The following is a 24,905-nucleotide window of genomic DNA, read 5'->3' as shown; positions in this document are numbered from 1 at the left end:
TGGTTATAGCTGTATATTCCAATCTTTTAAATCATCCACCGAAACATTACTCGCACGGCACACTCTGGTTCCCGATTGCACCACGGCTAAAAGAAGATTTTTCATCTGATTTCTGATGCCATTTAATTGATGAGCCCGTCTCAACCACTGATCGTATCGGTTGGGTTCGGCCATCATGCCTTCTTTACACATCCAGATTTCATAATTGATTTGGGCAAGCACAATGATGATCCGGACGTTCCGCCCTGACATTTTGATCTGATGTCGATCAGCCCATCCATCAATATCATGTTCCAAATCAGCGATTTCGGTCCTGACCGCTGTCCGGATCGATTCATGAAACGCTTCCTTCAGTTGATCTACGGTTAAACGATCCACCAGATCTCCCAACCCCGGTACAAATCGAGGCGTTGAAGGTCCTTCAGTTTTCCGCTTCCTGTTTTTAGGCGCTAAGGAGGTTTTTCCGCTCATGGGCAAGTTCCCGATTTTCTCTATACCAGTGAATCGTTTGACGAATCCCTTCTCTGAGAGAGATTTTGGGACGGAATCCAATAGTGGCTTCTGCCCGTTCCATCGATAACAACCGGACAGGATCGCCGGCCGGCTTTGAAGGATCCCACTCAATTGCGGTGGAGACCCGACTTTCGGCCACAATGGTTTCAGCTAATTGCCTGATAGTGGTCGGAACGCCACTTCCCAAATTAATAGGAAAACATGGCGGAGCATGCTCCATGGCCTGCAAAATCCCCTCAACCACATCTTCGACAAAAATAAAATCCCGTATGGCAGATCCATCTCCCCAAATACGAACCGGAGACTCTCCATCCAACACTCTCCGAATGAGAGCCGGAATCACCTGTCCCGTTGCAGGATTAAAGTCATCAAGCGGACCATACACATTTGAGGGCCGGACCACTCGGACAGCCTCCCAATGATATTCCTGCAAATAGGTTTCGGCTTCGAGTTCGCCGATCCTTTTTGCAATCCCGGCGTACCGGTCATTTTGCTTTGGAAGACCATTCCAGACATTGTCCTCCACATGAAGTGTCGCTGGTGGATAGGCGCAAATACTGCTCACGAAAAGATACCGCGAGACTCCTCCTCGAAATGCGGCTTCTAATAAATTTGATTGATATCGAAGCATGGGCACAAAATAACTGGCTGCTCTTTTCACCCCAATACCGACGGACCCTTTGATTCCAACCAAATTAAAGGCGTAATCCTGTCCTTTCACAGCTTGTTCGCATGTGTCATAACAAGTCAGATCGCCTCTGGAGAACGCAACTGAAGGGCCTAACACGGCTCTCGCATAACCTTCCTGTTCCAAGGACACCACGGTCACCTGAGCCCCCAGTGCCAACAAGGCTCGAACAAGTGGAATCCCAATCATCCCCGTGCCTCCAGAAACCAGAACCCGTTTTCCGAAATAGATGGAGGAATTCGTCGTCACGTTGAATATCCTTACCCCAATCGATAGATGAAAAATCAAACCGTCGTGGGTAACAGGGCCATATGCCGGAACGTGTTTTTCAGGCTTTCCTTTTCCAGGCCGTATTGCCCATAGGCCCAGGTTCGACTCGCGGAGCCAAACAACATTTCATCACCCAACGAAAGCCCGCAGAAAGGAATAGCGTGGCCCCGCTCACTCAACAGCCTCCCAACCAAACTTCCAATCCCTCCGGTCCGACCATGTTCTTCCACTGTCACAATGGCCTGAGCGTTTCGGCATGCTTCCCAGAGTCTGGACTCGTTGCAGGGATTCATTCGATATAAATCGACAAGAGCGACTTCGATCCCTTCCTCCCGCAATTCCCTTGCCGCTTCTCGCACCCTGGCCAGCATGATGCCGTTGGTCACCACACAGAGGGATTCCCCCTGTTGAATCGTTTCAAGTCCTAGGCTGAAATCATGTGTATTGGGTGCATATATCGGTTCGTAGGGGTCCTTATCGATCCGAATATAGGCGGGCGTTCCCCTTTGGTAGGCTTGCTCGACCATGGCCCTGATGGCTACGCCATCTGCAGGCAAATAAATGGTCATGCCTGATAATGTTTGGAGAAGAGCACAGTCATGTGTCGCATGATGGGTGGGTCCATCCACCCCGTATGACAAGCCGGGCCCCATTCCAAGAAGAATGACCGGAACGTTTAAGGCACACACATCCAATTTCAACTGTTCATAACACCGCGTCGTAATATGAGAGGCAATTCCATAGACAAAAACCGCATATCCGGAAAGTGCCATTCCCGCCGCTACACTCATCATATTTTGCTCACTAATTCCCACATTTAAAACTTGCTGAGGATACCATGCTTGAATCTGGTTTAATCCCATGGCTCCCATATCATTGGTGAGCACAATTGTGCGGGGATTGTTGGCCACAATCTGTAAAACACTTTCAAAGACGGCATCACGAAAATCATGCCCCATGAGCCATCTCCATGCCAGACATCGATCCCGATGAAGAAATTGCACCCATTAGCTGCCGCATGGCCTCTTCCACTTCTTCACCCTTCGGAATCCGGTGATGCCAATCGACGGAAGCCTCCATAAATGACAACCCTTTTCCCTTTACCGTTTGAGCCAAAATCATCAGAGGTTTCAGCGAATGCGTTTGACGATAGCAGCCCAAGACCTTGTCTAATTCTTCAAAGGAATGCCCATTGATGGACACCACCTCCCATCCAAAAGCCTCCCATTTGCTGACAAAGGGCTCTAGGGCCACATTTTTTTCAGTATAGTTGGTCGCACCTAACCCATTCCGATCAATGATCGCTACCAGGTTATGAAGTTGGTGATGGCTCGCAAACATCGCCGCTTCCCATACTGATCCCTCTTGACATTCCCCATCCCCCATGACCGTTACGACTTTCCAAGGGCATGAATGAAGTTTAGCTCCCAAGGCCAATCCAGCACTTAGGCCTAGCCCATGCCCGAGTGAGCCCGAAATCCCCTCCACTCCCGGAATTTGTATATCAGGGTGACCGGCCAGGAGACTTCCCGGACCGCAAAAATTTTCTAATTCGGTTTTTGGAAAAAACCCCAAATCGGCCAGCATCGCATACAAAGTCAAACATCCATGGCCCTTACTGAGAATGAATCGATCCCGATTTTCCCATTTTGGATCATGGGGCCGAAGGTTCAAGTGTCCCCCGTAAAACAACGCCACACCAATTTCCACCCAGGAGAATGCCGGGGGAACATGGCCTTTCCCGGCTTTTAAAGCAGTCCTGAGAATATGGAGTCTCAGCTCTGCGGCTTTGTATTCAAGGGCCTGAACGTTCATGTCATACCACCAAACGCAAACCGAATTGCCACTCAACAAGGCTGAAAAGAGATAACGCAGGAATATGCTCAAAATCTCCCGAGGTCACGAGCCTTTTAAACTCCTGGGGTGAAACCAGAAGCACGTTTTGGTCCGGAACTTCGGGAGTTTGGGAAAGCACCTCGCAATCTTGAGCCATGAATAAAAAATCTTTCGCATTGTACCGATTCATCATGATATGTCCGCTCCCTAACAAACGAAGGGTTCCGGCTCGATATCGCGTTTCTTCATAGAGTTCACGCGCCGCAGCCTCTTCGGGAGATTCACCGTCCTCAATACTCCCAGCAGGACATTCAATGGTGTTCCTGCGCAAGGCCTGTCAAAATTGCCGCACCAGAATAATCTCTTCATTTCTGGTCATGGCTAACACTAGGACACCATCTGAGCTTTCAATACGATAAAACGGTTGCCGGTCCGAGTCAGATAAACCATTCCAACCTTCTTCGTGTACCCGAAACCATGGACACCCGAATACCTCCTTGGTCATACCCCTTTGTGGGGGAACGGAAGTTCGTGGCGGCATGTAGTCATGCTTCTCAGGATCGGTGCCCAACAAGAATTTTTTCCTTTGCCTTTTTAGGGTTCTTGAGAGCGGGAAGCCGTCTTCTTTCCCTTTCCTTCCGGACACCTTCTCCCTCGGGAGGAAATCCGACCGATACCCTTCTATCAGGTCCATCATAGTAAATTATGCTGCTTCCTGATTGTGAAAAAGAAAACGGCACACAAATATAGGGATGCATCGCTGAAAGAAAATGTGGCTGCTTGGCAATCGGAACATAGAACAACATAAACCCACTGCCTCCTGCCCCGGAAAGCTTTCCACCAATCGCCCCATTGTCCAGGGCATTTCTATAAATTTCATCAATGGTGGAATTGGAAATGTCGTGGGAAAGTTCCCGCTTCAGCATCCAGCTTTCATGCAGCAATTTGCCGAACTCCTCCAGCGAACTCGTTCCACTTAAAATACCCAAGCCTCTATCCACCATTACACGCATGCTTTTGAGTTCGGCGGATCTGAGAGAAAAGTTCTTGGTGACACTTTTTGCAATGTCTGAACCCAGGCGACTGGTGCCGGTATACAGTAGAACGAGATTTTGCTCCAGTTCAGCCAAACGCCCCAATGATAACGTGAGCGGTTCGACTTGAATCTGACCGTCTCGCAGGAAACGAATAACATTAAATCCACCGAAGGCGGCTGCGACTTGATCCTGGGACCCAACTGTTTCTTTTAAGATATCTTGCTCTAACGTGAACGCCTGGCGGGCCAGATCCATTTTCCCCAACATTTCACCCTTCAGCCCAGTGAGAGCTTTCACCAGACCAACCGAAAATGAAGAGCTGGACCCAATGCCTGACCGGGCCGGAAGATCCCCCTGATGTTGAATTTCCACTCCCTGGGAATCATCAAAACCTAAAAACCGCAGGCCTTCTCGAACGGCAGGATGAAGAATTTCTCCAATAGTCGATACCGTTTCAATATGTGACCAGACAATCCGGTGTTTAATATTGAAAAATGGAGGAAGGTATCGACAACTCACATAGCAATACTTGTCAATTGTGGTGGAAAGAACAGCACCCTCTTCCCGAAGATACCATTGAGGATAGTCCGTGCCTCCTCCGAAAAACGACAACCGGTAGGGGGTTCGAGAGATAATCACGCTGCTTTGCTCCTCTTGTGGTATCGCCTTCGATAAAACGCCAGAATACCTTGTAAGGTTTCTTCAAAGGGGATGCGTGGTTCCCACCCCGTCGCCGCTTTGAACTTTGACGTATCGGGAATCTGCAGGGTGACATCCGACGGTCGCAACAATGCGGGATCCACCACATGCTCGATGCGACAGGTGGCCATGCCTTTAAGAATCTCAAGCATGTCCCGCAGTGTCATCGTACGGTTCCCGCCGATATTATAAACTTCCCCGGCTGGACACTTTTCCATCAGCACCCAGTAAGCCCGGACGGCATCGCGAACATCTGCGAATGTCCGAATACTGTCCAAATTTCCGACCCGAATCGGATTTTTCCGAAGCCCATACTCCACCTCCACAATTTGCTTGGCATAGGCACTTTCCGCAAAGACATCCCCTCGCCGTGGGCCGGTATGGGTAAACATCCTGGTACGGACGGTTCGAATGCCATAGGACAAATAATATTGAAAGGCAATCATGTCTTCCCCGACTTTGGATACCGCATACGGGCTGGCCGGACGAAAGGGATTAGCCTCAGTAATGGGGACTTCATCTGCCATGACTTGTCCGTAGACTTCCGAGGAACTGCAGACATGCACCTTGGCATCGACTCCGGTAATGCGGAGCGCATCGAGCAAATTGGTTGTCCCGAGCACATTGGTGGACAGCGTGTCGACCGGCGCGTCAAAACTTGTCGTGACAAAGGATTGTGCCGCCAAATGAAAGATCCAATCAGGTTGGATTTTTTTGATCACGACAATAAGTGAGTTCAAGTCCCGAAGATCACCATAATGCAGGGCAATGCGATCTTTGATGGCCAGAAGATGATCAAGAGGTGTTCGCCATCGAATGAGTCCATGAAGGTCTACCTCCGGGTGATCCGCAAGGATATACTCCGCTAAGTGACTGCCCACCATTCCTGAAATTCCCGTAATGAGCACTTTCATCTTCGCATTCCTTTGATGAGGTGGTCCGACAATACCGTTTAAAAAGGGCCTTTGAACCGTTTATACACATCAGCCATGGATTGGGTATCGGGCAAGGGCAACCCATGACTCTCTTTCCCGGTGACAAGGACTGCCAACGCATCCACTAATTGGCGCAAATCAGGATAAAAAAGATCTTCCAAACACTTGGCCGTAGGACAGGGAGCGGGCTGCATACCCAAGGTCACCACCGGTGCCTTCAAACATCCGGGATTCCTTTCAGCGACCGCACGGCACACCTCCGCGCATACACCGTATTCCCGCCAACTGGTATCCGCCACGACCAACCGACCCGTTTTTTCAACACTGTGCATGATCAAATCCCAGTCAGGACTGGACACGCAATGTAAATCAATCACCTCGCATTGAATATCGGACACCAGGGCCAAGTGTTCTGCTGCTCTCATGGCTTCCAACACCATGATGGAGGTGGCCACAATGGTGACCTCCTTGCCTGATCGCACCAACCGTGACCCAAAGGGCTCCGTATTCTGTCTGGTGGTTAGAGGAGCCACATAAAATTGCAGATCGTACATCAACCGATGCTCGAATGAGATGACGGGCCCCCGGTAGTGATCAATCACCGCCGGATAGGTGTCGAGAATCGATTGCGAACTCGAGGGCATCACAACCTGCAATCCGGGGATATGCGCAAAAAGAGATTGGAGGCTTTGTGAATGTTGCGCCCCTTGCCCCCAACTTCGCCCCACGATCATGCGAATCAACATGGGCACGTCAAACCGGCCACCGAACATATATTTGTATTTCGCGGCTAAATTAATAATCTGATTCATGGCTAATAGGGAAAAATCGGCACGAATATGGGTCTGAATCGGATAGAGCCCATTTAACGCAGCCCCAATGGCTACCCCGGTCATGCCTTCTTCGGCAAGCGGCGTATCCATCACTCGATCCGCACCAAACGTTTGACTCAATCCTGTGGTGGAACCAAATATCCCTTTGTGGTCGTCCACCCCCTGTCCCAGAATCAGAACGGAATCATGCCGCTGTAAGGCGTCTTGCATGGCCCAATGCAGCGCGTCCCGATAGCTCATGATCTCCGTGCCTGCCTCGGCACGAGGACCCGAGGCTGCCTGGCCGTTTACAGGGGATGTGTCCGCCGCATTACACAACATCGCGAAGTAATTCCTCCTCTGAGGGAAATGGACTGCTCATGGCAAAATGTACCGCTTCGTCAATTTCTTTAAGGATGGCTGGACGAATCGTTTCCACCAGGTTCCGATACTGTTCGAGAGGATCCTGTCGTTTCCAAGCCAACCACTCGTCAGGTTGACGATAGCCACACATGAAATCTTCGCCAGGCCCGACATGCTCTTTGTACCGATAGGTCCGAACCTCCACAAATACCGGTTCTCGGGTTAACCGAACACGTTGAATAATGTCTGACATCGTGTCCGCCACCTTCACAAAATCATATCCCTCGGCAATGTGGTACACCGGAAGACCATATGAACGTGCATGGTCAAGAATATCGTACCCCTGTCTGGATTTTTGGCATGAATGCACGGCTAATCCGTTATTCTCACACAGAAATATTACGGGCAAGCGATGAAGAACCGCGAAATTCAATGATTCGTGGTAGACGCCTTCTTCCGTGGCTCCGTCTCCAAACACACCAACTACCACCTGATCATGGCCCAACCGTTTTGCCGCCAGTGCCGCTCCCACGGCATGGGGAATGGTACTGGCCACCACGGCCGAGGCACCCATCAACCCTACCTCAGGTGCCGCTAAATGCATCGAACCGGCCTTTCCTCGGGCACACCCGGTAACTTTTCCATACAGTTCGGCAAACATTTCCGCCAAACTTCCTCCTTTAGCCAGATAAAAAGCATGGCTACGGTAGGTACAAAAGACCAGATCTGTGTTTTTCAAATCCCGACATGCCCCTACAGCAACAGCCTCCTGTCCAATCGACAAATGCACCGGACTTTGAATACCATCGCTAGGATATAATTCGATGATCCGTTCTTCCACCAGGCGTATACGAAGCGCCTGAAAGAACAATTCACAAAATTTCTGAGAATTTTCCATACTTTTTTTCGATTATCCCTCTGCCCTTATCACCGGTTTCGGAACATGCATCACAGACCCTGAAGTGCATCACGACTTCTTTATATGATGTAAAGAAGTTCAAGTTTTATGCCATGCGTCTCACGTTACAACAGCTGGGATCCAGCTCCCAATGCTGCGAAATTCCAGGTCATTCAAAAAACTTTTACCTCCTAGGCATTCATTGCTAACAAGCTCGGCATTTTTTGCCTAGCAAGAGAAACGCTGATTGAACGCAGGACTGATGAAGCCGGCGGGACCACATTGAGGCATTGCCTTTATGGCGCTATGAAAAAAAGCCGAATACGACCTACTCGTGCGACGTTGATCCTCAATCCTCTTGCAATCAAGCTCTATGGAGAATCCTTCTCCGTACTGAGCTCACGGTGGTTGACCCCAATCTTCAACACTGTGAGAGTATTCCCCTCCTTTGACCGCGCAATCCGCGAAAATTTCTCTGGAGTAAGAAGGACAGCATCTCTGCTTCGAGGATACGCAAGCGCCTAAGAGGAATTGGTCCGGCCTAAAAGACGACCGCAAATTAAGTTTTCGCGAAGCCCCAATAGCACATGCGCTGCAGGCGATACGAATAGATTCGCTCATCGGGCGCCCGCAGATGGGTATCCCAACAAACACGGTCTTGGTTGGGAATGGGATTCCCTGGGATGACTCACCCTCTTAACCGACTCCCCTGAAGCACCAGTTTTTCCGGTCCCTGCCCCAATGGCAGGGTGTATAGTTTAGGCGGAGCTCAGAATGTACTGGAGTGACCCAATGAGGAATCGCCACGCATGACGAGGAACACGGGCCTGATCTAACCCGGTTTATTCGGAAGGTTTACCCTGCGGCCTTTTCGGTCGGGGTAGGTGAGCCAAATGCTTCGGATCCGAGGATACGGCATTAAGATTTTCTTGACGGACGGCTTCATATAATTCTTCACGAAGTACGCGAACATGCGACGGACATTCAATCCCGAGTCGCACTTGTCCTCCTTTAATTTGGACAAGGACAATGCGAATGTCGTCTCCTACACGAATGGCTTCATCAATTTTTCTGGTGAGTATGAGCATGGTGCCTTCCTTGGCTTTGTGGTAAAAATCACGTGAAGAAAGAAAATCCTGATGATCGAAAGAGAATACAACCGGTTGGCCCTGCTTACCGGTGGTATCCGTACATTTATTACACCGATGCGGCCTCTATCGCCGTCTCAGAAAAAGACTGGCACTGAGTCGAATCTTGAAATAATGGATAGCGTAAAGGGATTGATTCATGGAGAATCAGTTGTTTCCCGTGTCGTGTTCGTTCGTTCACGACCAGAGGGGCACGAAGATTCGCAGTGGCCTGATCGGGCTGGTCGGAGGGGATCGTGACGACGGCCATGATTGAAATGGAATCGGTCGGAGTCATGCCGAGTTCCGCCAATCCTTCTTCGGATAGATTGGTACGAAAATCCGGCTGCAAAAGATGCACATCCATAATCACAAAAGCTAAGCTTGGTTCATCCACGGATTGGAACCACCGATAATCGTCACCCTCTGGCGGATCGAGCACCACATACCGTCGGAAAGCTGGAAACCCTACGAGGCCAAATGGGAACGTTAAAAGCGTGTCATCGGACACGTCCAGCATACCGAACCGACTAGTCTGAATTTTCATGTTGGGATATTCTCCACATAGATCAAAGTTTTCGCCTGCATGCTGAAGTGAGCGCGCCCACGGGTCCCCTCTCAAAAAATTCTATGCTTAACACGTCTTCCCCGTACCACAGGGTTCGACCCGATTGCCTTTTTTCAGGACAACCTGGCAGGCATGAGCCAATTCGTCGACATCATATGGTTTTTGAATAAACCCAATAACACCTTGATTGAATAAATCTTGTACAGCATGGTTCCGGTCATAGCCCGTACAGAGAATAACCTTGAGATCTGGTCGAATCCTTCGCAATGCTTCAAAACATGCCGCCCCCGACATTACAGGCATCACCATATCCAACAGCACGACATCCACAGGATTCATCAAGTCCTGACAAATGTCCACGGCCTCCCTCCCATTCAATACAACCGTCACCTGATAGCCGAGGTATTCCAGTATGGCCTGAGCAGCTTCCCCTACATCTTTCTCATCATCCACCACTAAAATATGCCCGGTCCCGTGAGAAGGCTCCGTTTTCTGATCCGATCTGGTCTTGAAAGTCGCACACCGAACATCCGGAAGATAGACCCGCATGGTCGTTCCACACCCAGGTGAACTCGTCACCCCGATATAGCCGTGGTGATTTTTGACGATACCATACACCATCGCCAATCCCATTCCAGTTCCCCGCCCCTGCTCTTTCGTGGTAAAAAATGGTTCAAAAATATGTCGTTGAGTCTCTAGTGACATTCCCGTCCCGGTATCCGTAACCCGAATCAACACATAATCCCCTGCGCACAATCCCGGGACACGTGCGGCATATTCCGGGGTTACCGTTTCATTCGAAGTCTGCACGAGCAATTCCCCACATTCCCCCATAGCATCACAGGCATTGACACCCAAGTTCATGAGAATCTGATAGAGCTGATTGGGATCCCCCACCACATGAGGCCTTGTAGCCGACAGATCCGTTCGAAATGTGATCATTTTATGGATCGTCCTTCCGAGGAGGCACATCACTTCCTGAATCACTTCATGGGTATCCACTTCTACATGATGATGCTTGCCCTGCCTGGCATACCCCAGGAGCTGGGAAGTCAATTCCTTTCCCCGACGAACGGCTTTTTCGATAACATCACTCGCTGTCCACAAGGGTGTCCCAACTTTATCCTGTATCTTCAACAAACTTGCATGGGCCATAATTGCCGTTAACGTATTATTCATATCGTGTGCAACCCCTGAGGCCAATCGACCGATAGCTTCCATTTTTTGAACCTGCCGCAACTGATGTTCAAGGGCAAATTTCTCTTCCTCCATGTGCTTTCTTGCCGTCAAATCTCGGGCAATGAAAAGAGTTTGACGTTGGCCTTGAAACTGAACCATTCGTTCCAGCATCTCTACCGGAAGATTGCTGCCGTTTTTTTGACGAAGGAACGTTTCCTCCCATCTCCGACCTCCGCGGGCAGAGTTTTCAGGCGTAGGACTGGATTCGGCGTCTGCTGACTCAGGTTTGATTAACGAAAAGGCTTTCCCAATCAAGACAGTCGGGCGATACCCTAATTGTTGTGCTCCAAGGGAATTGACGTGGGTGACGATTCCTCGATGATCATAAATTACCAATATATCCGGAAGGGTTTCGAAGAGCTCCCTGAATTGAGCTTCAGATTCGCGTAGGTCGTCGGTGCGGATATCCAGTAAATGCTCCACTCGAGAGAATGCGCGCTCCCAACGTCCTTTTTCACACAATGAAATGATATGGAATGGATCGCACGCTTTTGGTAGATACGCATCTACATGCATTCCCTCAGGAAGGGATCTTCCTGCCATAGATTCGTGTCCAAGGACAATACACATCGCCTGAGGAAATTGGCTTTTACACCACATCCCGAACTCTTCGCTTGTCGTATCCGGCAGAGGATCGTCAATGAGGATAATATCCGGGTCCACAAGATTCACCGACACCTGAACCTGCTTTCCCGCTTCCCATTCCACCACGCGCCACCCCCGTTCAACGAAGATGCGATGAATCCCTTGAATGGCCGAATTGTTAGCCGAAACGATCCAGATTTGTGGACGCTGGGGACTTGGAGGACTTTCTACCAGTTGGCGTACCTGTTGACGAAAGCGTTGCGAATCTGTCGGAAGGGCGAGAAATGCCGAGGCCCCAAGATCTTTTAAAATGTCCTGAGCATCGATTCCGGTATACGTGGCCGAAACGGCAAGGACAGGAGGCACGGCCTGCGTCGACCCAAAGAACGAATGCAATAATTCGCAAAAACGCCATCCGCTAATTCCCGGCATATGAAGATCAAGAACAATGACATCCGGCACATTACCTTCTTGGAGCCACCGCCAGGCCTCTTCAGAACAGACAAAACGATTGACCGCAAAGTAATCCTTCTCAAGCCAACTCGCAAGGAGATGGAGTTGGACCGGATCATCATTAATCACAAGGATGGAGGCCATAATTATGGTTTCATTGAAGTTGGGGAGCTCGAGAGGCGCGAAAAGGCCTCATCCGCATGCCCATGAAATTGCGCAAATTCCACGCCGTTCCGACCGCTATTTTTAACTAAATAGAGGACACCGTCTGCGGATTGAATTAATTGTTCAATCGGAATTGGACAGGGATCGGTCCACGTGGTGACCCCCTGACTGACTGTCACCGTTAAATCAGTATTATGAACGCGGAAGGGTTTCTGGGAAATCGCCACCCGAATCCGTTCGGCAAGCCGCACGGCCTGGGCCGCATCACTATTGGGCAACACCATGAGAAATTCCTCTCCGCCATATCGGCCAATGGCATCATAAGAACGCAAACAAAAACGCATCCGCCTGGCAACCTCAACCAGCACCTGATCGCCCGCAACATGCCCATAGGAATCATTCACATTCTTAAATCCATCCAAATCAGCCAGAATGAGACTCAAGGGTTGCTGTTCCCGATGGGCTCGATCAATTTCCCGTAACAAGGAATCCACAATGGCGCCATGATTCAGGATTTGCGTCAAGGGATCTTGCATCGCCTGGATCCGAAGAGTTTCTCGAGCCGAAATCAATTCATTTTGCAAATCGACAATGCGTTTTCCCGCTCGTAACCGTGCATCCAATTCCCCTAAATGGAAAGGCTTCGTGAGATAATCATCCGCTCCCGCGTCCAATCCGGCAATGAGGTCCTCAGGATTGTTCCTCCCTGTCAACATGACAATATACACATAGGGACAATCGGTCCTTCCGCGGATTTTTTGACACAGTTCAGGACCATTGATCCCCGGCATGATCCAATCCACAATCGCTACATTCGGCACAGATCCTCGTTCCAGCACCTTCCATGCTGAATCTCCGTCGGTGCAGGAAATAACATCATGTCCCCATTGCCGTAATCGATACACCACCATATGCAATGTGAGGGGATCATCATCAACAACAAGGATTCGCATAAAGATTTCGTCCCTATTCAATCACGGGGGTGACCTACTGTAGTCCAATTAAAGAAGAGGCCTATACGGCCTATTTAATAAAGTCTAATAAATTCGTCTGGAATTGACGCGCCAGGGTGCTCATCGACGCTTCAAGCGTGTTTTGGAGCGTAGCCAAATCAGAAGCCACTCGAGCAATATCGGCATCCTCAAAATTTGACCGGAGAGTTTGCGTATTCACACTCAACAGGTCTAAACCACCTCTGATGGTTTCCAGTCGATTAACCCTGGCACCAATCGTAGCCCTCGCGTCGTTTACTTGAGAAAGTGCCTGGTCAAATTGACCGATAGCCGCTTGAATGCCGGACACATCATTGGTCACCAAGGCCTGATGAAAATCCTGAAGATTTTGAAACAGATCCACCGTGGGACCCGAAAAGATTTGGTCTCCAGGAACATTACTTGCCACGGTCCGACCATCACCAACTTCCAACTCCACTCCTGCACCATCGCCTTGATAAGTATAGCCGACTCGTACAAAAAATTGGTCGCCAGTGACAGGGGGGCCGCCTCCATCCGTAATGGTGACATCTAAACCATTAAATGAGAATGTCCCTCCGGATGCATACGTATTGCCTGAGGATACGGCCTGATTCGTTGTCAGATTCAGCACATCAAATTGTGTCGAGGAGGTAAATCGAATTTGATATGCATCCGGTTCTAATGCCGGCACGGACGCCACAGATACGCCAACACTGGCACCTCCCCCATTGGTGGTACTGACTGATCCCGTGGCCGAACCCGGGACAAACGGTTCGATTTTTGTTTGACTACCCGCGAACACAAATCGTCCATTAAGTTGAGTATTGGCAATGCCGGCTAAGCCTAAGATCAGTTGCTGAACTTCCTGAGCCGCATTCCGTCGCTCCACAGACGTATTTGTGTCGCTCGCCATATTCAAAGCCAGTTCTTTCGCCCGCTGGACAGTATTTCCCGCCTGCTCCAAAACGCTATCGGATAAATTGAGCCGCCCCATGCCTTCATTGACAGTGTTCAAACGATGTTCAGTGGTCCGTAGAACATTTCGAAACTGATTGATCCGTTCGGATGCCGCAGGATCATCAGAAGGGCGATTCACCCGCTTTCCCGAAGAAATTTGCTCCTGGCGATCCCCGATATTTCGCTGAATACCTTGAATGGCCCTTAACAGCGCATCAACTTGTTGACGGTCAGTCACACGCATACGATTGTTCGTCCTTATCCGACAGATTTCGACCGGTCGTCAATGAGCCCTATCCTCAGATGGTTGCCTCATCAAAAAGGTTAGCGTCCCATCGCCAGCATCGTCTGCATCAATTCATCCGCTACCGTAATCATCCGGGCCGAGGCTTCAAATGAGCGCTGAAAACTGAGGAGATTGGTCAATTCCTCATCCAATGAAACCCCGGAGACACTTTCTCGCAAGGCCGTCAATTGATCAACTTCAAGCTGCTTACTATGCAGCGCCTGTGTCGATTCCTGAGTGGCACTCCCGACATCTCCAATCGTAATCGTGTGGTAATCATTAAGTGTCACATTTCCAAGATCCACATGCCGATTCGTATGAATCGCCACCAGATTTAATGCATTGGTGTTATTGCCGGGAATTCCTGCCGCCGTAGAAGCGGCGGCAATCTTATCCGTATCCGAAAGGGCCACAGCAAATTGCTGGGCCGCGCCTTTTTGGGCATTGACATAAAACACATCCCCCGCAGCCGGCGTGCCGTTGATCACGACATCTAATCCATCAAAACTCAGGGGTGATCCGGAGGTATACGCACCAGACGTCACGGTCGCGCCGGTCTCTGTATTGACCACAGAATAGGCAGAGGCCCCGGAAAACTGCACCTCATACTCCTGGAAGGTCGCCAGAGTCGGATCTGCAATCGTGACCGAGCTTCCCGTGGCACTTCCCGTATTCCGGTCATAGGCCAGAGGAGGTTGCGGGCTTAAGGCTGAGAAGAAATTATTATTCGTGGTGCCATCTAGACCATACCCGGCCTGATGCTGTTGATTAAACTCATTTATCAAAACAGCGGCCAATCGATCCACTTGGTCCTGAAATTCCACCATATCCCCATCACGCTGGGCGAGTAATCCGCCGATTTGTCCTCCATGAATATTGTGGGAGATTGAGAACTCACTCCCGTCACTGCGGACAAATGTCACATCATGCATTGGAGGATTGTCCGGGTCCGCTTCGGTCGACAGCGCATTGGCATGATTTCCCGCTACCAGGAGTTGGCCTCCGACATTAATGCCGATACCATCGTTCAGCGGCACCTGCTCAATATTGACCAAACCCGCCAAATCATTTATGAGAACCCTTCGTTGATCCTGTAAATCCAGCGCCTCACGTCCACTGGATTCCGTTTTAAAAATAACATCATTCAGAGAGGCAATCTTTGTGGCCAACCCGTTAATAGTGTCGACATGCCTGGCAATCTCCCCGTTGGCATCCAGGCGGATTTGATTTAATCCTTGAGCCACCGTCACAAACTGGTCTGAAAGGGATTGCCCTTTAGCCAAGAGGACCGTCCGCTGAATGGTACTTTCGGGATTCGTGGCCAAATCGCGAACCGCATTAAAAAACTCTGTCAGACTAAACGATAGCCCGGAATTATCCGTTTCGGTAAAAATCCCATCGGCTTGAACCAAGTAATTATTCCTGGCGGAGATTGATCCAAGATCCTCCTTGACGGAGGTTAACTGGTTTTCCAGAAAATCATCGACAGACTGACGAATAGCGGCAACCCGGACTCCGCTCCCAATCGTCCCTTCAGCCGGCCGCGCAGTCTCAAGGACGACTTCCTGCCTGGAATAGCCTTTGGTATTAATATTGGTTATGTTATGGGATGTGGTCGCGAGCCCTTGTTGGGTGGCACGTATTCCAGAACGCGCGATATTAAAGATGTCACTGATGCCCGCCATAAAACTCCTATCCCTGGAGATGGACCGAGCTCGGAACCGAAGGAAAATGTAGTATTCCGGTTCCCTGATATACCGGAACGGTACCCAACCCTGTATACATAACCTGAACTGCCTCACGGACCTTATGATAGATCGGGCGAATCAGGGCATCATTCTTTTTCCCTTGTTCCTGGATCAAATGCGCCAACCGAAGAAGATCCGTCAACATTGCTTGCGCCAATTGTGCTCGTGGGTCCGTGACGGCTTTCAACCAACTCCAGATTGATTCGTGTGCGGCGGACCCGGCCAACCCATGAATCTCACGCTCTATCTGCTGCTCCAACTGACATATCGCCTCCAACGCTGATTCCTTCTGACTGTTCACCTCGACCAACTTAGGACGATCCATGGCACGAAGGCTGTGCGCTTCCTGAAACAGCAATACACCATACCGCTGAAATACCGATTGAGCCTCAGCCAACATTTTCAGCAACCGTTCCCACGTTGCCGATTGGGGATGAATCATCGGTCAGCCATTTCTCTTATGCACATCAGGTGTTTATTTCGAGCCCAGTTCGTTAAGAATCGTCTCCCGAGTCAAGGCATCAGCCACCTGGCTTGATGTCGCCAATTGTGCCCCCGCCTCCAATACCTCTGTAATTCGTCTGATTTTCTCCACTCTCAGGTCAGGAACCTGCGCCACTCGAGTGGAATAGTCGCGGATTTCCTGCGCCAACACGGAAAGATCAACCGGGTCAGCCGACGAAGGACGCTGGGTGGCACTTGGTGGGCCGGCCTCCTGCGTCTGAAGGTTTTTGGCTTGGACGTGAAAAAATAGTTTCCCCAGCTCTCCACTGGGATCAAGGCCCCGTATGGTCATGGCATCATGCCTCCTTCTCTTTATGTATCGGAAGCAACGCCGTTAAACTTTACAGAACCTCTTAAGATTTCAAAAAAGGGGGCACTGAGGTGGGCGAACGCATAAGGTCTTCATTCCTGGCCACCGTGTCCAACACATACGCAGAAAGGCCAATCCCTCCCGCCTGAGCGGCACGTTTGCCAATCTCTTCGTCATAAAAGGAATAATACATGTCCCCCATGGGGTTGGCGGTCAATTCGCCTTTGGGGACCGTCTCTCGCATCACCTTCATCAGATAGGACAGAAAATAGGATTCGAATTCCTGACTCGCACGCAGTAATTCCCCACGACGAACAGAATCTTCCACACGCTCTATCCTCTCAGTGGTGACGGAGTGTGAAAGACCCGTCATATCCGTAGGGAACATGCCAGCAATCATAGTCCACATCCTTTCCATTTGACCATCATGAACAACGCCCTTTTCAGAAATGGACCTAGATCAACTCCAAATCGGCCTGGAGGGCACCCGCTGCCTTGGCCGCCGTTAGTACGGCAACCAAATCGAGAGGAGTGACACCCAATGAATTCAACGCCTTGACCAAATCCCCAAGTGTCACGGAACTGTCTACTTGAATCACTCGACCATCCTCTTCCTGCACATCGGTCTGGACATCCGGAGTCACTACTGTTCTACCGGCACCCTGTGCTCCTCTCCCAATAAAGCCAGTTTCTGGTTGAGAAACATTAAATTGCGTTCCCACCTTGATGGTTAGATCGCCATGGGAAATGGCCATCCTCGCCAACCGAACATGTTCACCCATGACAATCGTTCCCGTTCGTTCGTTCACCACAACCTTGGCCAGGACGTCCACATTCACATCAAGCCCTTCAACCGCAGCAATCATTTGGACTATCTTTCCCTGAAACCGTTCCGGAATCCCCACGTGAATCTGTCCGGAATTAACAGGCGAAGCTATGCCATCCCCAAGATGAGCATTAATGGCTTCAGACACCCGCAATGCCGTGATAAAATCAGCCTGATGCATGGTCAAAGAGAATTTTTCCCACGCTTGCATGTCCACATCCACCGCTCGTTCGACAATCGCTCCACCAGGTATAATCCCTCCGGATTGTTGATTTTTCTTCACTGTGGTCCCTGCTGCACCAGCTTCAAATCCCGATGTGGAGAGCGGCCCTTGGGCGACAGCATACACCTGTTGATTGGCGGCTTTCAGCGGGGTCAACAATAACGTTCCCCCTCGCAAACTTTTGGCATTGGCCATGGAAGAGACCTGCACATCCAATTTCATGCCGGGCCTCGCAAACGGTGGCAATTTGGCGGTCACCATCACCGAGGCGGTATTTTTAGTTAACAATTGAATGGGATCAATATTGAGTTTGAGCCCCATAGTATTCAACATGGAAATAATGGCTTGCGCTGTAAATTGACCACCGACGACGGAATCACCGGTCCGGTCCAGACCAACAATCAAGCCATACCCGACTAACTGGTTTTCACGAACGCCTTCAATGGAAGCGATATCCTTGATGCGGGCCGCCTGAATTTCTTCCGGTATGATGACCTCACTGGCACTGAACATGAGCCATCCGCCGATCAGAACCAAGACCGCACCCAATCCCGGAGCCCATGGTCTTCCGGATTTCCTTGAAGGTTTACTGCCATTACTAATAGATGATGGACGAATCACCAAATTCTCCTATTAGGGCAAAGATAAAAAATGGACTCATCCCCGAACCACACTTAAAACGGCGTCAACCAGTCAAAAATCCTGGTGAACCACCCCGGTCTCTGAACATCGTCCACCACTCCCAATCCAGTATAGGAGATTTCTGCATCCGCGACTTTGGACGACAAGACCATGTTCTGCGTATCCAGATCGATCCGGCGGACAATGCCCTTAATGGTCATTGTTTGCTTTTCACTGTTGACCGTGACCTCCCGTTTTCCCCGAATCCGGAGGTCCCCATTGGGAAAGACTTCAATGACATTGGCGGCGATGGTGCCCGTCAAAGTGTCTTCCCGGCTCGTCGACCCGTCGCCCTCAAACTCATGGGAAGTCCCGGCATCAATATTAAAATATTCCGCAAACTTCTGGCTGAGAGTGTTAATCCCGAAGAGTCCCCCGCTCACTCCAGCCGACAGACTGGAATCCCGGTCTGCTTTTGTATTGGCTTTTTTGGAACCCTTGTGTTGTTCGACAATTTGCACAACGACAATGTCCCCGATTCGACCCGCTCGCCTATCTTCAAACATGTACGCTCGCCCGTTTCCAGGGTCCCAAAGGGACCCCATGGAGGAGGGTGGACTCTTTTCAAGAAGAAACGACTCAGCTTCGACCTGTCTCATGGGCTTTTCCTTGGCACATCCGAACCCGCTAACCACGACCGCCAGCAGCAAAACTCCCCAAGCCCAAAACTTCCCCCTCAATGCTGCTTTGCTCAAAATCCAACCTCCACGAGTCCCGATGCCAAAACGGTACCTAACACCTCCCGGCCGGATGTCTGATTTTTAACCGGAATGGTTTCTCCTTTTTTACCGGCCGCTTTGGCTATCCCCACCGTCTGAACCAGCAGACCGTCACCCCTGACCTCAATCATCACCCGATCGCCCTTCTGAATCATTGGCGGATAGTCCAGCATGATTTTTCGAATCGGTTGCCTTGGTGGCAATGGACGTAAGACCTGCTTCCCGATCACCTCGTCAAGATCGAGAATAAAATCATGTGTCAGTGAGGGGACATCCACTATCATCACAGACAGGTCCTCGCCGGTCACAACCTCCTTCGGTTTCAACCAACGTATGGGTGTCGCCACTTCGACTTGGGCCTTCACCTCCCCCACAACATTCACCGTTCGAAGGAATTGCTGATTCACGAAAATGCCAACTCGAAAGGCACGCCGTCCTGTTCTCCCCCCCCCTGACCAGTCTCCAATCTCAAGCTGGATTTTTCCGTTGGGAACCTCAACCTCTTGCTTAGGGAACAACACCCGAAACGACACCTGGTGATGCGTACGTCCATAGCGGCGCATCAGTTCCGCCACGATCACCCGTTCGAAATCTCCTCCATCCAAGGACTGAGTATCTGGACGGACAGGTGATGATGGGACCACCCCTTCCGCCCAGGACATTTCGCCAAATGTCCCCAACCCATTTCCGCTCAGAAACAACCCCAGTAATATCATGACGAACTTCAAAATTTTATCCTCTAACGTCTGAGTCCGTTCACAACCTGCATCATATCGTCCGATGCCTGAATGGCTTTCGCATTCAGTTCATAGGCCCGTTGGGCAATGATCATATTGACCATTTCATCGGCAATATTCACATTAGATATTTCAAGAAATCCTTGTTGTATATTTCCAAATCCGGTTGAAAACCCCGGTGTCCCCTGCTGCGCAGGCCCTGAGGACGAACTCTCTGAAAATAAGTTATTGCCTTGGGCAATCAACCCAGATGGATTATCAAATCGGACCAATTGAATTTGTCCAACCTGGGTGGCTTGGGAAACCCCGGGCAGCAATGCCGACACCGTTCCATCCTGTCCAATATCAATTTTGAGTGCTCCGGACGGAATGGTAATGCTCGGGATGAGTTGATCGCCGTCACCCGAAACCACATTACCCGTACTGTCTTGTTTAAAGGATCCAGCCCTCGTATACATCGTGGTCCCATCCGGCCGTGTGACTTGAAAAAATCCGACCCCTTCAATCGCCAAATCCAACGGATTCGTCGTTTGCTTGAGGCTCCCTTGCACATATTCCTTGGCCACGGTGACCGGCCTCACCCCTAACCCGACCTGCATCCCAACCGGAAAGACTCCAACATTCGAAGCACTCGCACCAGGCAAACGGGAAATTTGATACAGGAGATCCGCAAATTCTGCACGACTTCGTTTAAACCCTGTCGTATTCACATTGGCGAGATTGTTCGCAATCGTGTCAATATTAAGTTGTTGGGCAAACATGCCCGTAGATGCGGTATGCATCGCTCGAATCATTGTGGTCACTCCCTCTTTTTAGCCGTATTCGCTTGCACAGAGAATCTGTTCATATCGCCATAGGGTTTCATCCCAGTTTCGGATTACCCCTGAACACGACCTGCTTGAATGGCCTGGGCGGCTAGTTCATCCATCGCTTTAATGGCTTTTTGCATTTGTTCATACTCTCTGGTCACTTTGATCAACTCCACCATATCCAGGGAAGGATTGACGTTAGATTGTTCTAACATGCCTTGGTGCACGGTCGTCTGCTTATCGGCGACAACCTGATCGGGAACGGTCCAGAACAAATTGCCCATCTTGGCCGTTTCTTGTCCATCGGCAATCTTATCCAAGCGTAACTTGTCTACGACCTGATTATTGACGGAAAGTGTCCCATCAGCCCCAATCACGACCTCTCCAGGAGGAAGGGTAATGGGCCCCTTCTTTCCCATAAGTGGATCACCGGTATGGGTCACCAAGTTTCCGTTTCCATTCCGATACAATTTTCCGCCACGAAAATATCGCAATCCATCTGGTGTTTGAGCGACTAAAAACCCATCGCCCTCCAGCCCTATATCTAACGGTTCCCCGGTCTGATATAAGGTGCCTTGCGATCGATCAGGTGGAAGGGCATCCATCAAGGGAAACAAATCAATTCCTGCCACCGAAGGTCCGGAGGTTTGTCCCAGGACGGTTGCGAAGACCGGCTTGTCCTTTTTAAACCCTGTCGTATGGACATTTCCGATATTATGCGAAAGGACTTCCATGCGGTGTTCAAGTGTAATCGCCCCTGCTAAAGGCGGATAGATACCTCGGTTCATTGCTTCCTCCTTGACGTAGATACCTGAGAAATTCTGCAACGCATGTGCCAATAAGCGTCGGAGTAGGATTTTGATGAGAAGAGAGACTGCAGTGAAAAGTTTTGCTACGAAGGGGGAGCATTCATTCAATAAACCCGGCACCAGTGAGCTCGAAATGGCAATTGTTGCCTATTGAACCGTCCCTGCTTAAAGCTGCCAGCCGTTGTAGTCCCGGGCAACACACTACACCTGCCGGCATTACTTTCCTCCTAGGCCTGATCCTGCCTAGCGAAAGGCAAAATTCGGGTCAACCGAGGTTCTGAAGATGTGGCCGAATCGTGGAATAATTACTAGGGAAGGTAGGGGTGTGAGGATTCGGTATCGGAACGGGTATCCCTCAGCACAATGAGCTCTACTCGACGGTTAGAGGCTTGTCCCTGTGGTGTATCATTTAACTCAACAGGCCGGGTCCCTGCATAGCCGGTTGAAGACAATCGGTAATCAGCCAGATGATGCTGATCGATCAAATATCGGACCAAGGTATTGGCCCTCGCTGTAGAAAGATCCCAATTTGATGGGTAGAGAGATGATCGAATCGGCTGATTGTCCGTATGCCCTTCAACGGATATAAGATTGGGCAATTCTTTGACGAGACCGGCAATGAGATCGATAAATTCTATGATTTGTGGATTCAGCCTGGCACTTCCACTTTGAAACAACGCATCGTCTTTGATTCGAATATTTAACCCACGTTCGGTCGTGGTGATTTGCACCCCTTGAGGAATATTCGCTGCAGTAATGGCATTGGCCACGCTTAGGAAGGCCCGGGCATTTTCAGCTGAGGAAGTTTTCGCTTTTACCTGAATGGGGATATTTTTATTAATGGGAAGATTCACAATGGAAAGTTCCCCCACCGTCTTTTTGTTGTTAAAGGAACTCACCAGGGATTCACTGAGGACCTTGAACTTCCCTTCATTGACCGACGAGACCGAATACATCACAACAAAAAAAGCAAACAGCAAGGTAATAAAATCCGCATACGAGACCAGCCATCGTTCGTGATTTTCATGTTCCTCGTGTTTTTTCTTCACACGCTCCCTCACCAAACAGTCAGGCTGTCGGCATTTTACTTTTTATTTTTCTCCACGGATGACAGAAATCCACTCAACTTCTCCTCAATCATTCGTGGATTCTCCCCTTGTGCTACGGACACAAGGCCTTCAATCACCATAATTTTCGCGATGATCAAGGTCTTAGCCTTTAACTTGATTTTATTACCCATAGGAAGAAACAAGAGGTTAGCCGCTCCCACCCCATAGACCGTAGCCACAAATGCGACCGCGATCCCGCCACCCAATGCCGAAGGATCGGCCAAGTTTTCCATCACATGAATCAGACCAAGTACGGCGCCAATAATCCCCACGCACGGCGCATATCCGCCAAACGCTTCATAGACCTTGCTCGTCGTGCCAAATTCTTCTTCAAAAATTTCAACTTCCACTTCCAGGATTTCTTTAATTTTGTGCGGTTCCGTCCCATCGACCACCAACTGCACCCCTTTGGCCATTAACGGATCCGTCAACGTTTTAATTTGTCCTTCCAGGGCCAAGAGTCCTTGTTTTCTGCTGATATTCGATAACTCCACAATTTTGCCAATAATACCCTTCATATCCACACTCACATTTCCAAACACCATGCTGGCACTGGAAAGAGCTTTCAGAAAAATTGGAAGAGGGAATTGCAGCATCACCGCGCCTAACGTACCCCCCATCACAATCAAAAAAGCCGTTCCTTGGAGAATGGAGCTTAAATGCCCGCCCTCCAAATGTTGCCCGCCTACAATGGCACCCAGCGAAAGAAGGATGCCCAATACCGATAAAATATCCATAATAAAACACTCTTCCTTATGCAAAGGACCGATTACTAAACAACCGTTCAAGGTCCAGCAACAACACCAGGCACCCATTCACCCGCCCTACCCCTTTGTGACATTCTTCAGCTCCTCCTCGACTAGTGGGAGGTGGGGGTTCAATACATTCTTCAGACAGGCGTAAGACTTCTTCGACGGAATCAACGATAAATCCCAAAATCATATGCGCAATTTCCACAACCACAATTCGAGTATCCTTGGTGGGTTCAATCATGGGCAGCCCAAAACGAGCCCGAAGATTGATTATGGGGATGACTTTTCCACGCAGATTTACCACCCCCTCCACATAATGAGGGGCATTCGGAACCTGGGTAATATCCAGCATACGAATAATTTCCTGAACCACCAAGATATCAATGGCAAAAATTTCATCCCCCAACTGAAAACTCACCATTTGAAGAACCACTCCACTATCTTCCTCAAAATCCTCATGAGGTAATACCTTCGTCAAAGTATTCTGCATGACTTGTATCCCTCCACCGCGTCAAGAGTCTTTCTCATATCCCCTCACGACCCTGTGAGAGGCGATGCCTAACCAACATCCCCAGGGCCTTTTATTTTTCCAATTCCCTCAATGACCTGGCCCGTGCAGGCAACCAGCCGCATGACTGCCCCGGCCTCCCCTGGCATCACGTTCCTCTTTTCGAATAGTTCCTTTTCGGTACATGCAATTCCCGACAGTTCAACCCTATTCAATCGACAACCACAAAAATTCCTACTTGAGCATTATTGTGTTTCATTGTTTGCCATCAACAGCCATTAAATTCATTTAGAGGCAGGTAAGAACCTACAACAACCTCATGTAATTCTACACATTTTCCACAAACGTCCATTGTTCAAGCCTTGAGGCTTCAAGAACTGCTCTGATAGGGTGAACAGCATCATTCCCTCATTAGCAAGTCCCGAAATAAAGGATTTTTTACATGGACAAACTAGCCAGCTCACAAGCCGATCGGTTACTCCTTGATGCAAAAAAAGCCATTCTGCAAGACCAGCATCGACGTTTTCAGGACCTTCAACTTGAAGGCCGCTGGGATGAGGCCTGGAAACAATTACATGTTACCCTGGCCTGCGCGGCGGATTTACTCAAAGACTCCGTGCATATGCTCGAACAGGTTGTCGCCAAGAAGAAATTACCCCCTTCCACCGCAACCGGCCAATCACCCGAGTTCCACGATCCGATCAACCATCCCCCCCCTTCGACCCCTTAGGGCTGTTTAACAATTTATCGGGCACGGAATCCCTG

Annotated in this window: 27 protein-coding genes and 1 pseudogene; 1 reads left to right on the top strand and 27 read right to left on the bottom strand. The window is 49.8% G+C overall.

Translation table 11 applies throughout. From position 1 onward, the window contains the following. Window positions 1–3: 3 nt before the first annotated feature. The 27 genes and pseudogenes from H6750_12530 to H6750_12400 form a co-directional block, all read right to left on the bottom strand. On the bottom strand, window positions 4–471 hold the full coding sequence (locus H6750_12530; GenBank protein ID MCB9775130.1) for a hypothetical protein: 468 nt from the start codon (window positions 469–471) through the stop codon (window positions 4–6). Further along, the gene (locus H6750_12525; GenBank protein MCB9775129.1) at window positions 443–1,450 is read right to left on the bottom strand and encodes an NAD-dependent epimerase/dehydratase family protein; all 1,008 of its coding nucleotides are present in this window, start codon (window positions 1,448–1,450) and stop codon (window positions 443–445) included. The genes H6750_12530 and H6750_12525 overlap by 29 nt, the downstream gene beginning before the upstream one ends. Before the next feature lie 35 nt (window positions 1,451–1,485). Continuing rightward, a complete protein-coding gene (locus tag H6750_12520) occupies window positions 1,486–2,430 on the bottom strand; it encodes a hypothetical protein (GenBank protein ID MCB9775128.1) in 945 nt (314 codons plus the stop codon). Next, window positions 2,420–3,286 carry a transketolase gene (locus tag H6750_12515; GenBank protein ID MCB9775127.1) on the bottom strand — a complete coding sequence of 289 codons (867 nt, stop codon included), beginning with the start codon at window positions 3,284–3,286 and terminating at the stop codon, window positions 2,420–2,422. The genes H6750_12520 and H6750_12515 overlap by 11 nt, the downstream gene beginning before the upstream one ends. Before the next feature lies 1 nt (window position 3,287). After that, window positions 3,288–3,638, bottom strand: a complete 351-nt coding sequence (locus H6750_12510) for an NUDIX hydrolase (protein ID MCB9775126.1) — start codon at window positions 3,636–3,638, stop codon at window positions 3,288–3,290. 6 nt (window positions 3,639–3,644) lie between these two features. Continuing rightward, window positions 3,645–3,848: a hypothetical protein gene (locus H6750_12505; protein MCB9775125.1), complete on the bottom strand. Its 204-nt coding sequence runs from the start codon at window positions 3,846–3,848 to the stop codon at window positions 3,645–3,647. Between the two features lie 13 nt (window positions 3,849–3,861). Continuing rightward, window positions 3,862–4,983, bottom strand: a complete 1,122-nt coding sequence (locus H6750_12500) for a kinase (GenBank protein MCB9775124.1) — start codon at window positions 4,981–4,983, stop codon at window positions 3,862–3,864. Further along, window positions 4,980–5,957 (bottom strand): GDP-mannose 4,6-dehydratase, encoded by a 978-nt coding sequence (locus tag H6750_12495; protein ID MCB9775123.1) that lies wholly within the window; start codon window positions 5,955–5,957, stop codon window positions 4,980–4,982. Before H6750_12495 ends, H6750_12500 begins: the two co-directional genes overlap by 4 nt. Before the next feature lie 38 nt (window positions 5,958–5,995). Then, window positions 5,996–7,132 (bottom strand): alpha-ketoacid dehydrogenase subunit beta, encoded by a 1,137-nt coding sequence (locus tag H6750_12490; protein ID MCB9775122.1) that lies wholly within the window; start codon window positions 7,130–7,132, stop codon window positions 5,996–5,998. Further along, window positions 7,122–8,051 carry a thiamine pyrophosphate-dependent dehydrogenase E1 component subunit alpha gene (locus H6750_12485; protein MCB9775121.1) on the bottom strand — a complete coding sequence of 310 codons (930 nt, stop codon included), beginning with the start codon at window positions 8,049–8,051 and terminating at the stop codon, window positions 7,122–7,124. Before H6750_12485 ends, H6750_12490 begins: the two co-directional genes overlap by 11 nt. Before the next feature lie 842 nt (window positions 8,052–8,893). Further along, a complete protein-coding gene (gene csrA / locus H6750_12480) occupies window positions 8,894–9,139 on the bottom strand; it encodes a carbon storage regulator CsrA (GenBank protein MCB9775120.1) in 246 nt (81 codons plus the stop codon). 109 nt (window positions 9,140–9,248) lie between these two features. Beyond that, window positions 9,249–9,725 carry a flagellar assembly protein FliW gene (gene fliW / locus H6750_12475; GenBank protein ID MCB9775119.1) on the bottom strand — a complete coding sequence of 159 codons (477 nt, stop codon included), beginning with the start codon at window positions 9,723–9,725 and terminating at the stop codon, window positions 9,249–9,251. Between the two features lie 87 nt (window positions 9,726–9,812). After that, window positions 9,813–12,167 carry a response regulator gene (locus H6750_12470; GenBank protein ID MCB9775118.1) on the bottom strand — a complete coding sequence of 785 codons (2,355 nt, stop codon included), beginning with the start codon at window positions 12,165–12,167 and terminating at the stop codon, window positions 9,813–9,815. Between the two features lie 2 nt (window positions 12,168–12,169). Further along, window positions 12,170–13,141, bottom strand: coding sequence for a diguanylate cyclase (locus H6750_12465; GenBank protein MCB9775117.1), 972 nt, complete (start codon window positions 13,139–13,141; stop codon window positions 12,170–12,172). Window positions 13,142–13,211: 70 nt separating this feature from the next. After that, window positions 13,212–14,363, bottom strand: coding sequence for a hypothetical protein (locus tag H6750_12460; GenBank protein ID MCB9775116.1), 1,152 nt, complete (start codon window positions 14,361–14,363; stop codon window positions 13,212–13,214). Between the two features lie 80 nt (window positions 14,364–14,443). Continuing rightward, complete coding sequence (flgK, locus tag H6750_12455; protein ID MCB9775115.1) at window positions 14,444–16,090, bottom strand: flagellar hook-associated protein FlgK; 1,647 nt, start codon at window positions 16,088–16,090, stop codon at window positions 14,444–14,446. Between the two features lie 7 nt (window positions 16,091–16,097). Then, complete coding sequence (gene flgN, locus H6750_12450; GenBank protein MCB9775114.1) at window positions 16,098–16,595, bottom strand: flagellar export chaperone FlgN; 498 nt, start codon at window positions 16,593–16,595, stop codon at window positions 16,098–16,100. A 33-nt stretch (window positions 16,596–16,628) separates the two neighbouring features. Next, entirely contained in the window at window positions 16,629–16,949 is a 321-nt protein-coding gene (locus tag H6750_12445) for a hypothetical protein (protein MCB9775113.1), read from the bottom strand. A 61-nt stretch (window positions 16,950–17,010) separates the two neighbouring features. Continuing rightward, window positions 17,011–17,367, bottom strand: coding sequence for a rod-binding protein (locus tag H6750_12440; GenBank protein ID MCB9775112.1), 357 nt, complete (start codon window positions 17,365–17,367; stop codon window positions 17,011–17,013). Window positions 17,368–17,422: 55 nt separating this feature from the next. After that, entirely contained in the window at window positions 17,423–18,637 is a 1,215-nt protein-coding gene (locus H6750_12435) for a flagellar basal body P-ring protein FlgI (GenBank protein ID MCB9775111.1), read from the bottom strand. A 53-nt stretch (window positions 18,638–18,690) separates the two neighbouring features. Next, window positions 18,691–19,392: a flagellar basal body L-ring protein FlgH gene (locus H6750_12430; protein MCB9775110.1), complete on the bottom strand. Its 702-nt coding sequence runs from the start codon at window positions 19,390–19,392 to the stop codon at window positions 18,691–18,693. After that, on the bottom strand, window positions 19,389–20,144 hold the full coding sequence (gene flgA, locus H6750_12425; protein ID MCB9775109.1) for a flagellar basal body P-ring formation protein FlgA: 756 nt from the start codon (window positions 20,142–20,144) through the stop codon (window positions 19,389–19,391). Before flgA ends, H6750_12430 begins: the two co-directional genes overlap by 4 nt. An 11-nt stretch (window positions 20,145–20,155) precedes the next feature. Further along, window positions 20,156–20,947 carry a flagellar basal-body rod protein FlgG gene (flgG, locus tag H6750_12420; GenBank protein ID MCB9775108.1) on the bottom strand — a complete coding sequence of 264 codons (792 nt, stop codon included), beginning with the start codon at window positions 20,945–20,947 and terminating at the stop codon, window positions 20,156–20,158. A gap of 83 nt (window positions 20,948–21,030) precedes the next feature. Beyond that, window positions 21,031–21,750 carry a flagellar hook-basal body complex protein gene (locus H6750_12415; protein MCB9775107.1) on the bottom strand — a complete coding sequence of 240 codons (720 nt, stop codon included), beginning with the start codon at window positions 21,748–21,750 and terminating at the stop codon, window positions 21,031–21,033. A 329-nt stretch (window positions 21,751–22,079) separates the two neighbouring features. After that, window positions 22,080–22,817, bottom strand: a pseudogene (locus H6750_12410) (OmpA family protein). Between the two features lie 38 nt (window positions 22,818–22,855). Further along, on the bottom strand, window positions 22,856–23,617 hold the full coding sequence (locus tag H6750_12405; GenBank protein ID MCB9775106.1) for a flagellar motor protein: 762 nt from the start codon (window positions 23,615–23,617) through the stop codon (window positions 22,856–22,858). Between the two features lie 16 nt (window positions 23,618–23,633). Beyond that, complete coding sequence (locus tag H6750_12400) at window positions 23,634–24,122, bottom strand: purine-binding chemotaxis protein CheW (GenBank protein MCB9775105.1); 489 nt, start codon at window positions 24,120–24,122, stop codon at window positions 23,634–23,636. Window positions 24,123–24,582: 460 nt separating this feature from the next. Between H6750_12400 and H6750_12395 the strand changes: the two genes are divergently transcribed. Continuing rightward, window positions 24,583–24,870 (top strand): hypothetical protein, encoded by a 288-nt coding sequence (locus H6750_12395; GenBank protein MCB9775104.1) that lies wholly within the window; start codon window positions 24,583–24,585, stop codon window positions 24,868–24,870. Window positions 24,871–24,905: the final 35 nt, after the last annotated feature.

Source organism: Nitrospiraceae bacterium (assembly GCA_020632595.1).
Lineage (GTDB): Bacteria > Nitrospirota > Nitrospiria > Nitrospirales > UBA8639 > Nitrospira_E.
This window is presented reverse-complemented; position numbering and strand designations above follow the sequence as displayed.

Coding starts and splice junctions, on each gene's coding strand:
- H6750_12530 (MCB9775130.1), bottom strand. CDS start 471: ATGAGCGGAAAAACCTCCTTAGCGCCTAAAAACAGGAAGCGGAAAACT.
- H6750_12520 (MCB9775128.1), bottom strand. CDS start 2,430: ATGGGGCATGATTTTCGTGATGCCGTCTTTGAAAGTGTTTTACAGATT.
- H6750_12515 (MCB9775127.1), bottom strand. CDS start 3,286: ATGAACGTTCAGGCCCTTGAATACAAAGCCGCAGAGCTGAGACTCCAT.
- H6750_12505 (MCB9775125.1), bottom strand. CDS start 3,848: ATGCCGCCACGAACTTCCGTTCCCCCACAAAGGGGTATGACCAAGGAG.
- H6750_12495 (MCB9775123.1), bottom strand. CDS start 5,957: ATGAAAGTGCTCATTACGGGAATTTCAGGAATGGTGGGCAGTCACTTA.
- H6750_12490 (MCB9775122.1), bottom strand. CDS start 7,132: ATGTTGTGTAATGCGGCGGACACATCCCCTGTAAACGGCCAGGCAGCC.
- H6750_12485 (MCB9775121.1), bottom strand. CDS start 8,051: ATGGAAAATTCTCAGAAATTTTGTGAATTGTTCTTTCAGGCGCTTCGT.
- csrA (MCB9775120.1), bottom strand. CDS start 9,139: ATGCTCATACTCACCAGAAAAATTGATGAAGCCATTCGTGTAGGAGAC.
- fliW (MCB9775119.1), bottom strand. CDS start 9,725: ATGAAAATTCAGACTAGTCGGTTCGGTATGCTGGACGTGTCCGATGAC.
- H6750_12470 (MCB9775118.1), bottom strand. CDS start 12,167: ATGGCCTCCATCCTTGTGATTAATGATGATCCGGTCCAACTCCATCTC.
- H6750_12465 (MCB9775117.1), bottom strand. CDS start 13,141: ATGCGAATCCTTGTTGTTGATGATGATCCCCTCACATTGCATATGGTG.
- H6750_12460 (MCB9775116.1), bottom strand. CDS start 14,363: ATGCGTGTGACTGACCGTCAACAAGTTGATGCGCTGTTAAGGGCCATT.
- flgK (MCB9775115.1), bottom strand. CDS start 16,090: ATGGCGGGCATCAGTGACATCTTTAATATCGCGCGTTCTGGAATACGT.
- flgN (MCB9775114.1), bottom strand. CDS start 16,595: ATGATTCATCCCCAATCGGCAACGTGGGAACGGTTGCTGAAAATGTTG.
- H6750_12445 (MCB9775113.1), bottom strand. CDS start 16,949: ATGACCATACGGGGCCTTGATCCCAGTGGAGAGCTGGGGAAACTATTT.
- H6750_12440 (MCB9775112.1), bottom strand. CDS start 17,367: ATGATTGCTGGCATGTTCCCTACGGATATGACGGGTCTTTCACACTCC.
- flgG (MCB9775108.1), bottom strand. CDS start 20,947: ATGATTCGAGCGATGCATACCGCATCTACGGGCATGTTTGCCCAACAA.
- H6750_12415 (MCB9775107.1), bottom strand. CDS start 21,750: ATGAACCGAGGTATCTATCCGCCTTTAGCAGGGGCGATTACACTTGAA.
- H6750_12405 (MCB9775106.1), bottom strand. CDS start 23,617: ATGGATATTTTATCGGTATTGGGCATCCTTCTTTCGCTGGGTGCCATT.
- H6750_12400 (MCB9775105.1), bottom strand. CDS start 24,122: ATGCAGAATACTTTGACGAAGGTATTACCTCATGAGGATTTTGAGGAA.
- H6750_12395 (MCB9775104.1), top strand. CDS start 24,583: ATGGACAAACTAGCCAGCTCACAAGCCGATCGGTTACTCCTTGATGCA.